Genomic DNA, 12569 nt, shown 5'->3' on the forward strand with positions numbered 1-12569 from the left:
GCTATAGACATGAATCTGCGTCTGTAGCCTTAGCCGTTGTTGTGTTATTTACCCGTTTTCACCGATTTGAGCATCGCGATCGGCAACGCTTCCTCGGCGCGCTCACCACCAAGTCGATAGCCCCATGCAAAGCGTCCTTTCAAATAATCGACATGGAAAAAGACGCCTTCATCCCCATCGATTCGGTAAATTTCACCCGGTTCGATCGTTTTAGGATCGACTAGAAATGACTGCGCCATGACCGCTTTCCGCTGGTAGACCGCATACTCATTGACGATGCCGAGCTGCTCTGCCTTCCGTGCCTTCTCCATCAGTCTGCCGATTTCAGTACGTAATTCATGTTCAGTCATTTCACTATATTTTTTTTCAATCTCCATCTTCTTCATTCTCCTTCTTTGCAATAAACGCATCAATCCGGTCAAACGGGATACCCTTTTGATACATCGCCTGTTTCACACGATTATTCAAATTCCGTCCACTGAATTTCGAGCTATAGCGACGCCAAGCCTTCTCTCCGACCGAGTCGGTTATCCCGGCCCATTCATCTTCTTCTCGATCAAAGTCAATGCCTTCAAGCGCTTGTTTAATAATATCAAATGAATACCCTTTACGGAGCAACGCATTTTGGATTTTCTGTTTCAGTTGCGCAGGTGCAATAGTGCGGTTCGCATTGGCTGCTTTCTCTGCCAGTTTTGTAGCGATTTGAAGCTGTTCATCTTCCGAATAAGATTCGAGCACTTGGGCTTGCAGCTCCTTCCCGATTCCTTTTTTTTGCAATTCTTGGCGAATCGCCCTTGGGCCTTTACTAGATGCATTTTTCTGCGTTTGAAGAAGGGCTTCCGAAAATGTCTCATCATTCAAGAAACCGAGATTCCTCAATTTCACCATCGCTTCCCGAACAACCGCTTCACCAAACCCTACATCCAGCAGCTTTTTCTTCACCTCATGCTCGCTCCGCATCCTGAATCCAAGGTAATGGAGAGCACGATTGAATGCTTTTCGGATTTCATCTTCATAGACCATGTCATCAATCGACCAGTCCTCCAACGTCATCCCTTTGGTAAGTCCAAATTTTACGAGGATCGCTTCATCCACACTGAAAGCATATTTTTCATCTAAAAAAATATTGTATCGTTCGCTATCTTTTTTCTGTTGTGTTATTTTCGTAATGACAGGCAATTCGCATAAAACCTCCCTGCTTCTTCTATTCAGTATACATGTTCTATCCATCACATTCAGCTTTATCGTCCAGTTTTTCAAAAGGTCATCTATTGGAGGTGGAAACTATGAAAATCGTTATTGCCGGCGGTTCCGGTTTCGTCGGGCGGGAGTTAACCACATTATTATTGGAAGAAGGACATGAACTCATCATTTTAACCAGAGGCGCATCCAAAAGAGTTCGCAACATTTCCTATGTCCAATGGCTTCAAGCAGGGGTAGCTCCTGAAAAAGCAATCCAGTCTGCGGATGTATTCATCAATCTTGCCGGCATTTCCATCAATGCCGGGCGCTGGAATCATGAGCACCAACAGCAAATTTACGATAGTCGGATGACAGCGACGGAGGAATTATTACGGATCATCGCTACTTTGGAAACGAAGCCGTCTGTCCTTATCAATGCCAGTGCTATTGGGATTTATCCCGTTTCTGATGACATCGTCTATACGGAGGATTCGATGGATTTAGCTTCGGATTTTCTTGCAAAGACAGTGGCGGACTGGGAAAAGAAAGCGGCACAAGCGGAAAAGGATTCGGTTAGGACAGTCTTCATGCGATTCGGTGTCATTCTTGGGAAAGATGCCGGTGCGCTTCCGCCCATGATCTTGCCCTATAAATTATTTGCAGGAGGAACAGTCGGGACAGGCCGACAGTGGATTTCATGGGTCCATATACAGGATGTGGCGCGTGCCGTTTCGTTTGCCATTCAAAATGAGAATATACAGGGTCCCGTCAATGTGACAGCCCCCTTTCCGAAAAGGATGGCGTATTTCGGCAAGACGATCGGTGCGATATTGCATCGTCCCCATTGGCTCCCCGTCCCTTCCCTTATGATGAAGATAGCTCTCGGTAAAAAAAGTGCGCTTGTTCTCGAAGGACAGCATGTAGTGCCCCAAAAATTGCTCGACAACGGTTTCGAATTTCAATATCCGACATTGGAAGCCGCCCTAAAAAATTTATTGTAACCTTTGCATAGTGTACCCATTTTGACGCATCCTACGAGTAAAAAGAAGGGTGCGTTTTGGATGTTCAAACAACATGTTTCCGGTATTGTATTGGCTCTTGCCATCATACTGGCTGGTTTCCTATTCAATCCTTTCACTGCGGGAGCGGAGGAATTCCATTGGGGCTTCAAAAAAGCGACTAATGGCGAACCACCTGATGCGGGAGCCGCATTGAATACTTTATTGGATGATTATGGGGCAATTTATAAAGGGAAGCCAGATGAGAAAATTGTTTATTTAACCTTTGATAATGGTTATGAGAACGGCTATACGGAAAGCATTTTAGATACGTTAAAAAAAGAGGAAGTACCGGCAACCTTTTTCCTGACAGGCCATTACTTGAAAAGCGCTACCCCCCTTGTCAAACGGATGATTAAAGAAGGGCACGGCATCGGTAACCATACGTACGACCATCCGAATTTGACAACTGTTTCCGTCAAGCGAATGGAAGAAGAATGGACAAGATTCGACAAATTATTGCATGAGCTAACTGGCGTTAAACGAACTGTCTATACAAGACCCCCTGAGGGCGTTTTCAATGAAAAAGTACTCGCCAAAGGAAATGAGCTCGGTTACCGGCATATTTTTTGGTCCATCGCTTTCATCGACTGGCACAAAGATAAACCACGCGGCCGTGATTATGCCTATAACGAATTGATGACCCAGCTCCATCCCGGTGCAGTCATTTTAATGCATACCGTCTCACCTGATAACGCACAAGCCCTGCCTTCCTTTATCCAAGACGCAAAAAAAGCCGGCTATACATTCCATACACTGGATGACCTTGTAATGGAACACGAAAATATCCATTCTTTCTTTAGATAATGTAAAGGCCCAGTCCATATCTGATTGTCAGAATACGGCTGGGCCTTTACTTATGTTCGCTATCTTCATTTTCCATTTTCATTTGCATAATTCGTAGTCGTTTCCAAGCGTAAGGCTATCGAACGTTTACGGATCCCCTCCTTCAATATCAGGATTCGATACGTTTTTCACTACGCCCTCCTTTTCATTTAATTACTTGTAGCTTATCACATTATCAACCTATTGTAAAGATTCTGTTAATAATTATTTACAATTCATACGAAAGTCCCGTCACACTTCATTGATAATTTCTGTTTTTTCGTTTACGATAACGTAGGATGAAAGAAGGAAGGTGTACAGATGGATAAACCACAAACAAACAGCACGATTGAAAGTTTGAAGTCAAGATTGCATCAATTCCTTGAGACATTGGATTCGATTGAACCAGAAACAGCTGATTTGCAAGACATCGATCATCTCATCAGCATGATCGATGAACTCGAAGAACAAATGGATAAAATAAAAACAGATAACTAAACTATTGGGGGAAATTTGGGAATGTACATAGAACAAATTGAAAAAAGTCTTTATGAACTCATTTGCGAAACCTCAACAAATCTACCTAAAGATGTACGGCGGAAAATCCGGGCTGCCAAAGAGCAAGAAGATGCCGGTACCCGTGCAGCAATGAGCCTCGATACCATTGCGCAAAACATCAATATGGCGGACGAGAAAATCTCCCCGATTTGTCAAGATACGGGTCTGCCGACATTTAAAATCAAAACACCAGTAGGCGTCAACCAACTGGAAATCAAAGCTGCGATCAAACGAGCCATCGTACAGGCAACAAAAGACGCCAAACTTCGCCCGAACTCCGTCGATTCATTGACCGGAGACAATAGCGGAGACAATCTTGGAGAAGGTGTACCTGTTGTTAAATTTGAACAGTGGGAACAAGATCATATCGAAGTCAAATTGATTTTAAAAGGCGGCGGCTGCGAAAATAAAAATATCCAATACAGCTTGCCAACTGAACTGGAAGGCCTCGGACGTGCCGGCCGTGACCTCGATGGCATCCGTAAATGTATTTTGCATTCTGTCTACCAAGCACAAGGACAAGGGTGCTCGGCAGGATTCATCGGCGTAGGCATCGGCGGAGACCGTTCTTCCGGATATGATCTGGCAAAAGAGCAACTCTTCCGTGAAGTGGATGATGTCAACCCACACGCACAACTGGCGGAGCTGGAAGACTATATTTTAGATACGGCAAACAAACTTGGCATCGGAACGATGGGCTTCGGCGGCGAAGCAACCCTCCTCGGCTGTAAAGTAGGGGTCATGCATCGCATTCCGGCAAGTTTCTATGTGTCTGTAGCGTACAATTGCTGGGCATACCGTCGGATGGCGGTAGATATTGACGCAAAAACTGGCGAAATTACAAACTGGCATTATAATGATGGCGAAAAAATCGCCTTCGCACAGCAAGCTGAACAGCAGGACGAAAAGAAGTCAACATCCCGCACAGTGGAATTGAAGGCTCCTATCACAGAAGAGCAAATCCGTGATCTGAAAGTCGGCGATGTCGTCAAAATTAGCGGACGGATTTACACAGGTCGAGACGCGATTCATAAGCATTTGATGGAAAATGACTCACCAGTGGACTTGGACGGACAAATCATCTATCATTGCGGTCCTGTTGTTGCGAAAGACGAAGACGGCAATTATGAAATCAAAGCTGCCGGGCCGACGACATCCGCACGTGAAGAACCATACCAAGGTGATATCATGAAAAAATTCGGTGTCCGCGCTGTCATCGGAAAAGGCGGTATGGGGCCGAAAACGCTCGCAGCTCTCGAAGAACACGGTGGCGTCTACTTGAACGCAATCGGTGGTGCAGCTCAATATTATGCCGATTGTATCAAAGCCGTCGAAGGTGTCGATCTGCTTGAATTCGGAATCCCTGAAGCGATGTGGCATTTACGCGTAGAAGATTTCACAGCAGTCGTCACAATGGACTCCCATGGCAATAGCCTACACGCAGACGTCGACAAATCTTCTCTCGAGAAATTGGCACAATTCAAAGAAAAGGTATATAGCTAATACTACAAAACGTCTTGGATTCGGTTGAAAGCCGAACCCAAGGCTTTTTTATTCCTCCCTGTCAAACCACCCTGATTCTTCCTCCTACCCTTCCGACACTTTTTCAAGCAAACTAGTGTCATTTTGTTTTCACAGTTGATATACTATAGATTATAATTATTATTATTAAGTAATTAATATCAAACTCTGGATACAGACCAGGTAAAACAAGTGAAAAATTGCTTAAGTAACAGAATGATATTGAAAACAATTCTCAATTAGGAGGTAGTCTCATGACTGTTCTTACGGAAAAACTATCCATGACTCAATTTTCATGGCAGAAGCATTTAGAATTAATCGCTGCCCTTCTTTCCGGCATTCTGATCGCCGCAGCTTGGCTCATTGGAAGGGATGAAAATAGCACACTGACAGTCGCTCTTTATATTGTTGCTTTCCTCATTGGCGGGTTTGCCAAAGCGAAAGAGGGAATCGAGGAAACAATTAACAACCGGCAGTTAAATGTTGAAATGCTCATGATTTTCGCTGCTGTCGGTTCGGCCATCATCGGTTACTGGACAGAAGGGGCGATTCTAATCTTCATTTTTGCAGTCAGTGGCGCACTTGAAACGTACACGCTCAATAAAAGCCATCGAGAAATTTCTTCTCTTATGGAATTACAGCCTGAAGAAGCTTGGCTGATCCATGAAGACGGAACCGAAATCAAAGTGCCTACGAGCTCTTTACCGGTCGGTTCACTTCTTCTTGTGAAACCGGGAGAAAGAATACCAGTCGATGGGCTCATCACTTATGGGCGCTCTACAATAGACATGTCCGCCATTAATGGCGAATCGATCCCCGTTTCCAAAGGTGTAGGGGATGAGCTATTTGCAGGGACCGTCAATCTAAACGGTGTTCTCCATATCCAAATGACAAAACCGAGCTCTGAAACACTTTTTCAAAAAATCATCACACTTGTTCAAAGCGCACAAAGTGAAAAATCCCCTTCTCAGCAATTCATCGAAAAGTTTGAAGGGACTTATGTTAAGGCCGTCATCATCGCCGTCCTCGTCATGATGGTCCTGCCCCATTACCTGTTGGGCTGGGATTGGACGACAACACTCTATCGCGCTATCGTGCTGCTTGTTGTCGCATCTCCTTGTGCCCTTGTCGCGTCCATCATGCCCGCAACACTTGCGACCATTTCCCAAGCGGCAAAACATGGCATTTTATTCAAAGGCGGTGTCCATCTGGAGCATCTGGCTACCATCCAAGCGATCGCTTTCGACAAAACCGGAACACTGACAAACGGTAAACCGATCGTCACGGATTTCCTTGTCCGTGACGACGCGAATCCCGGCGAAACATTGGCCTTGCTAGCAGGTATCGAAGCACATTCAAATCACCCGCTTGCTGCAGCGATTGTGATGTATGCAAAAGACGAAGGGATTCTAGTTAAACCGACAGGCCATCTCGAAGACGTCCCAGGTTACGGAGTCCGCGCATTTTCGGCTGATTCCGAATGGCTTGTCGGCAATCCTCGCTTTGTCGGGCAAAAGGAAGCTGAGTATTTTAAAAACGGCTTTGCCTTCCAACTTATTGAAGATGGGAAAACAGTTATTTTCTTAAAGGACAAAAAAGGCATTTTAGCTGCAGTCGCGCTTCAAGATACATTACGAGACGAAGCGGTACAGACCATCCGCCAATTGAAACGCGCAAACATCCAGACAATGATGCTGACGGGTGATAATGAAAAAACAGCCGCAGCCATCGCCAGCGCAGCCGGACTGGATACCTTTGTAGCAGAATGCACGCCTGAAACGAAAGTCGATCGATTAAAACACGTATTGACCACCAAACGGACAGTCGGGATGGTTGGAGACGGCGTCAATGATGCACCCGCCCTCGCTACTGCAACATCCGGAATCGCTATGGGAGAAGGGACGGATGTCGCACTTGAAACGGCGGATATTGTGCTCATGAAAAATGATTTATCCCGCCTCCCTTATGCGATCAAACTATCACGGAAAATGCAGCGGATCGTCAAACAGAATGTCATCTTTTCCATCGCAATCATCATCATTCTCGTCATTTCGAATTTCATGCAAGTCGTCGATCTTCCACTTGGCGTCATCGGCCATGAAGGAAGCACCATTCTCGTCATCTTAAACGGCTTACGAATGCTGAACCCTATTAAATAACTGCACAAAAAAAGCAATGCGGTCATTTACATGACCGCATTGCTTTTTCGTTTGGCTTTTTTTGCTTCGGCTCTTTCCGTCATGACCGCATTTAACTGGCCGCCAAGCATCAAGATGATCGCCGAAAAATAAAGCCACATCATTAGAACGATAATCGTTCCGATACTTCCGTATGTCTTTGAATAGTTGGCAAAACTACTAACATAAAATGAGAATCCAAGAGATGTCACAATCCACCCGATTGTCGCAAACACTGCTCCCGGCAATGCGCTTTTAAATCGGACCTTTATATCGGGTACAATCCAGTAAATGACTGTAAAAACGCAGAAAATTAAAATCGGCGGTATCGTCCAGCGCAAATTATTCCATAGAGTTAGGAAATCATCTTCCATTCCAAAAGCTGAAAATGCAATGACCCCTATTTGCTCACCGAATATCGGTAAAACGAGCGCAACGATGAACACGGCAATCAGCATGATGGTAAAAGCTACCGACATTCCCCGTGCCACGATGAAAGAACGGGTCTCCTCTGTAAAATAAGAGCGGTTCAAAGCTTTCGTCAATGCATTCATCCCTTTGGATGCAGACCAGATTGTCGCCAAGACACCGATAGATAATAAACCTCCATTTCGATTCTCCAACACTTCCCTTAATGTCTGTTCAATGAGAATCCCGACATTTTCAGGAGCGTAATCGCGTATGAAGAGGAAAATCTGCGCCTGATCCAAATTCAAAAAGGGTAACAGTGTCATGATGAAGATTAGTAGAGGGAATAATGACAAAAGGAAAAAGAAGGCGAGTTGGGAGCCAAGCCCCGTAACATCGACTTTCTTGATCCTGACAAGCAGTTCTTTCCCAAAACCGTGCATCGTCGTCACATCAAATTGTTCCAAATCCCCATCCTTTACATCGTCGATAAATTTCGTAATAGAGGAATTGTGCAAAATTCCCTCTTTTTCATCTTCCCGCTTTTTATTGACGGGTGTTTTTTCCGTATCTGTCCATATTGGAGTTGGTCGATCATTTCTCACATTCGCTTCACTCCTTTCATTGCCATTTACTTTTTTGTATCGCTGTCCTGTGGTAAAGGGGTCTCATTGACGATCGATTTGTATTCGTCTTTGGATTCGACAAAGGCATCCTTCGTATTCACAACAAGATCCTTTACTTGAGGGGTTAATGTTTTCAACTCCTCCACTTGCTGTTTAATGTATGTAACATCTTCCGTTAGCTGATCAAAAACGGATTGATATTTTTCTTTTTTCTCTTTCAATTTCCATTTTAAAATATCCGGATTTTTGGAATAAAAACCGATTTCCGTTAAGACCGCATTGGATTTTCTGGTTACTTGTTCACGTGTATGGCGATCAAAGAAACTGACTGCAGCACCTAGAAGTGCTCCAAAAAGGACATATTTTCCGAATTTGTTTTTACCCATTTTAAACCCTCCATTTGATGTCGAATATACTTTTTCCATTATACCCTCAACAATGGGAATGCAAACAATCTAACCCATTTACAAAAATAACACTTGACGAGGAACATGAAATTTCGGAATATTAGTATTAACAAAAAATATACTAGAGAAATAGGAGAGAGGTGACCCATCGCTAAATAAGACTAATCTACTATTCAAAGCGACTTTATATTAACAAAGGGGGTAAGGGAAATGGAAGCGATTTCAATTTTTTTGAATAAAATAGGTGGCGTTATCTGGGGACCGCCGCTTCTCGTTCTTCTTGTCGGTACTGGTATTTTTTTAACGGCTAGACTTGCATTTATTCAAGTACGATTATTACCATATTCTTTAAAACAAGTTTTTTCACGAAAGCATGACAAAAAAGTGGATGGCGATATTTCACAATTCCAAGCACTGATGACCGCAATGGCGGCCACCGTCGGGGTAGGTAACATCGTCGGGGTTGCAACAGCTGTTTACATGGGTGGACCTGGAGCGGTTTTTTGGATGTGGGTCGCAGGTTTCTTCGGAATGGCGACAAAATATGGAGAAGCGATCCTTGCTGTTAAATACCGCGTCAAAGACTCCAACGGTCAAATGGCGGGCGGACCGATGTATTATCTTGAACATGGTTTGAAACAACGTTGGCTCGGCGTCCTGTTCGCTATCTTCGGTGCTTTTGCAGCGTTTGGCATCGGAAATGGAACACAATCAAAAGCGGTTGCGGATGTCGTCCATAACACATTTGGAGTTTCACACTGGATTACAGGAATTGCGCTTGTCATTTTCGGGGCATTGGTCATCCTAGGCGGTATTAAATCAATCGGTCGAGTGACGGCTTTCTTCGTACCAATCATGGCCTTGTTCTATTTCATTGCCGGCCTTATCGTATTGGTCACGAATGTTGGTCTAATTCCAGAAGCTTTTAAGACAATCTTTACATTCGCCTTCACTGGAGAAGCGGCGGTCGGCGGAGCAATCGGGGCTGCCATCCGATTCGGGGTCGCTCGTGGTCTATTCTCCAATGAAGCAGGGCTTGGTTCCGCTCCGATCGCTGCAGCAGCAGCCAGAACGGATATGCCCGGCCGTCAAGCATTGATCTCGATGACCCAGGTGTTATTCGATACACTTATCATCTGTTCGATTACAGGCGTGACGATCGTTATGTCCGGTCAATGGCATAACAAAGACATTGATGCTGGTGCACTGACTGCTGAAGCGTTTGGTACATTCCTTGGTTCAGCAGGTCCGATTGTCGTGGCTATCGGTTTGATCTTCTTTGCCACGTCAACGATTTTAGGGTGGAGCTATTACGGAGAAAAATGTTTCCAATACTTGTTCCCAAATCGAACAGCAGTCCTTGGATATCGCGTGATTTTCGTCCTATTCATCTTTGTTGGGGCAATCGCTTCACTCGACGTCGTTTGGGCCCTTGCGGACGTGTTGAACGGTTTGATGGCCATTCCGAACTTGATTGGTCTTCTCGGATTGTCCGGTGTCATCGTCTATGAAACGAAGCGATTCCAAAAGAAAATCGATGAGGAAAAGGCAGCAGCGAAAGCCGGGAAACTTGCAGATCCGGTTGACAGTAAGCTAGATTAATGAAATGATAAAGAGAAACTTCAATCAGTGGGGGGTTTTCCCATCCCTACTGATTGTTAGTTGAAACAATCGGGCTTTTACGAGCAGTTGATCTCCCACCTATCCTTTTCGTTTTACTTAACTCTTGAGGTGGGAGTCTTACTGCCCGTTAATGCGGGATAAAGTCCGATGCTAACGAAAGGCGGATAAGACTCATGGATCTATCTAACCCTACACCGGAAAATGTCACCTACATGATTGAGCAGATCAAAGAAAAACTCCGCATGGTCAACGTAGATGCATTAAAAGCAGAAAATTTCAATACATCGCAATACGAAGACCTGCACTATATGTACAATATGGTGATGAAACGTGAAACGATCACACCAAATGAGATGCAAGCGATCGTCGCAGAACTCGGCTCACTCAGAAATTAACAGCGCCAGTGTTCAACGAATTGACTGGTATCTACATAAAAAGATTCACGGAATCGACTCCCGTGAATCTTTTTATTTGCCTAAAATGGATTTCATTCGAATGCTCTGCCGTCTTCTAGTACAAGCGGTTGGACCAACACTTCTACGCGCCGGTTTTTACTCCGGCCTTCTGCTGTATCATTGGATGCGATCGGCTGGAATTCTCCGTATCCTTTCGCACTGAACAATAACGGATCGATCCCTTCGTTATCGACAAGGATCGTTAGAAAATTCACAGCACGCTTGACGCTCAGCTCCCAGTTGGAAGCGAATTGGGCAGTGTGAATTGGAATATTATCCGTATGGCCCGTCACTACAACTTGACGTGGCGGGTCGAATTTTAATAGTTCCGCAATATCCGATGCAAAACTTTCATATTGTGGGGCAATCTCTGCACTCCCTGTATTGAAAAGAATACTATCCCGAATCGTAATGAGCAATCCTTCGTCAGTCAACTTCGTTTCAAACTGGTTTTCCAACTCATGCACTGCTATATATTCATCCACCCGATCTTGGATTTCACCTAACGAACGACGGTCCTCTAAAAACGACGAGTTTTCACTCTCTGTTCCAACCGAATCTTTTGGAACAGGAACGGCTGTCGGAGACGCATTATCCATAACACCATGGCCTCCCTCGAAAATTTCGCTGAAGACAGACGAAATTTGACTAAATTTCGCCTCATCAAGCGAGCTCGATGCAAACAGCACAATGAACACCGCTAGCAACAAAGTGAGGAGGTCCGCATACGGTAACAGCCAGGATTCATTCACTTCATGATCTTCCTTTTTGCGCTTACGTCTCTTCGGCAAGCTGTCCCGCCTCCTTATCATCCCTGTTTTTCACAGCAAGTTTTCGTCGCTCTTCTACAGATAGATAGGATGACAGTTTCTGTTCAATCACACGTGGCGCTTCCCCTTCCAGGACAGAAAGAATTCCTTCAATCATCATTTTTTTCTGTCTGACTTCCTCATTGGATTTCCGTTTTAATTTATTGGCAAATGGGTGCCAAAGCACGTATCCTGTGAAGATCCCAAGGAGTGTTGCAATGAATGCTGCGGAAATAGCCGTTCCTAAAGCATTGATATCATTCATATCCTTGAGGGCCGCAACGAGACCAACGACCGCACCGAGAACGCCCAACGTTGGAGCATACGTCCCGGCTTGTGAAAAAATCTGCGATCCAGCCGAGTGACGCTCTTCCATCGCTTCGACTTCCTCTGTTAAAACATCCCGGATATAATCTGCATTTTGTCCATCAATTGCTAAACCAAGCCCATTTTTCAAAAATGGGTCTTCGATTTCATCTGCCTTTGCTTCCAGTGACAATAGCCCTTCACGTCTTGCAATATCCGCCCAATTGGAAAACATGCGGATAATGTCGGAATCAGCCGCCAGTTTCTGCTCTTTAAATAAAACGCCAAAAAGTTTTGGGACACGCTTCAACTCGCTCATCGGAAAAGCGATGACGACAGCTGCAACTGTCCCGACAATGATAATCAGAATCGCTGCAAAGTTTAACAGGTTATCTGGTGTGACTCCCTTCATGGCCATTCCTACAAAAAGAGCGACAAACCCAAGAACAAGCCCGAACACTGTTGATAAATCCATAGGTTGAACCTCCAAATATTCCATACTTCTTCTTATTTCGGCATTTATCTCAAATTCTTTAGATGCTCCATTGTAATAAACCGCTGTTATTTTTCAAATTAGGCATATCCCTAATCGGTTCTACATTGCACCCATGGAG

13 protein-coding genes are annotated in these 12569 nt (G+C 44.6%); 7 read left to right on the plus strand and 6 right to left on the minus strand.

All coding sequences use genetic code 11. The features are described from left to right. Positions 1-44 precede the first annotated feature (44 nt). Positions 45-377: a YfhH family protein gene (locus MHZ95_RS16255; RefSeq protein WP_239391839.1), complete on the minus strand. Its 333-nt coding sequence runs from the start codon at positions 375-377 to the stop codon at positions 45-47. After that, a complete protein-coding gene (recX, locus tag MHZ95_RS16260) occupies positions 367-1179 on the minus strand; it encodes a recombination regulator RecX (RefSeq protein WP_239391840.1) in 813 nt (270 codons plus the stop codon). The genes MHZ95_RS16255 and recX overlap by 11 nt, the downstream gene beginning before the upstream one ends. 107 nt (positions 1180-1286) lie before the next feature. Here recX and MHZ95_RS16265 point away from each other — a divergent pair, with 107 nt between their 5' ends. From MHZ95_RS16265 to MHZ95_RS16285, 5 genes are all read left to right on the plus strand, one after another. Next, positions 1287-2183: a TIGR01777 family oxidoreductase gene (locus MHZ95_RS16265; RefSeq protein WP_239391841.1), complete on the plus strand. Its 897-nt coding sequence runs from the start codon at positions 1287-1289 to the stop codon at positions 2181-2183. Positions 2184-2243: 60 nt separating this feature from the next. Then, entirely contained in the window at positions 2244-3047 is an 804-nt protein-coding gene (gene pdaA, locus MHZ95_RS16270; RefSeq protein ID WP_239391842.1) for a delta-lactam-biosynthetic de-N-acetylase, read from the plus strand. Between the two features lie 339 nt (positions 3048-3386). Beyond that, positions 3387-3563, plus strand: a complete 177-nt coding sequence (locus tag MHZ95_RS16275; protein WP_239391843.1) for an SE1561 family protein — start codon at positions 3387-3389, stop codon at positions 3561-3563. A 21-nt stretch (positions 3564-3584) separates the two neighbouring features. After that, positions 3585-5126 (plus strand): fumarate hydratase, encoded by a 1542-nt coding sequence (locus tag MHZ95_RS16280; RefSeq protein ID WP_255726816.1) that lies wholly within the window; start codon positions 3585-3587, stop codon positions 5124-5126. A gap of 272 nt (positions 5127-5398) precedes the next feature. Further along, a complete protein-coding gene (locus MHZ95_RS16285) occupies positions 5399-7303 on the plus strand; it encodes a heavy metal translocating P-type ATPase (protein ID WP_239391844.1) in 1905 nt (634 codons plus the stop codon). Between the two features lie 26 nt (positions 7304-7329). Here MHZ95_RS16285 and MHZ95_RS16290 read toward each other — a convergent pair whose 3' ends face one another. Both MHZ95_RS16290 and MHZ95_RS16295 read right to left on the minus strand, forming a co-directional pair. After that, entirely contained in the window at positions 7330-8334 is a 1005-nt protein-coding gene (locus MHZ95_RS16290) for a YihY/virulence factor BrkB family protein (RefSeq protein ID WP_370643090.1), read from the minus strand. 26 nt (positions 8335-8360) lie between these two features. After that, complete coding sequence (locus MHZ95_RS16295; protein ID WP_239391845.1) at positions 8361-8741, minus strand: YtxH domain-containing protein; 381 nt, start codon at positions 8739-8741, stop codon at positions 8361-8363. 231 nt (positions 8742-8972) lie between these two features. Here MHZ95_RS16295 and MHZ95_RS16300 point away from each other — a divergent pair, with 231 nt between their 5' ends. Together MHZ95_RS16300 and MHZ95_RS16305 are read left to right on the plus strand one after the other, a co-directional pair. Further along, the gene (locus MHZ95_RS16300; RefSeq protein ID WP_239391846.1) at positions 8973-10364 is read left to right on the plus strand and encodes an alanine/glycine:cation symporter family protein; all 1392 of its coding nucleotides are present in this window, start codon (positions 8973-8975) and stop codon (positions 10362-10364) included. 194 nt (positions 10365-10558) lie between these two features. After that, positions 10559-10780 carry a DUF1128 domain-containing protein gene (locus tag MHZ95_RS16305; protein ID WP_239391847.1) on the plus strand — a complete coding sequence of 74 codons (222 nt, stop codon included), beginning with the start codon at positions 10559-10561 and terminating at the stop codon, positions 10778-10780. Positions 10781-10872: 92 nt separating this feature from the next. On the opposite strand, the gene motB is transcribed toward MHZ95_RS16305, so the two are convergent. Together motB and motA are read right to left on the minus strand one after the other, a co-directional pair. Then, on the minus strand, positions 10873-11631 hold the full coding sequence (gene motB, locus MHZ95_RS16310; protein WP_239391848.1) for a flagellar motor protein MotB: 759 nt from the start codon (positions 11629-11631) through the stop codon (positions 10873-10875). Continuing rightward, complete coding sequence (gene motA / locus MHZ95_RS16315; protein ID WP_239391849.1) at positions 11615-12430, minus strand: flagellar motor stator protein MotA; 816 nt, start codon at positions 12428-12430, stop codon at positions 11615-11617. The genes motB and motA overlap by 17 nt, the downstream gene beginning before the upstream one ends. Between the last annotated feature and the right edge of the window lie 139 nt (positions 12431-12569).

The organism is Sporosarcina sp. ACRSM (assembly GCF_022346545.1).
Taxonomy (GTDB): Bacteria; Bacillota; Bacilli; order Bacillales_A; family Planococcaceae; genus Sporosarcina.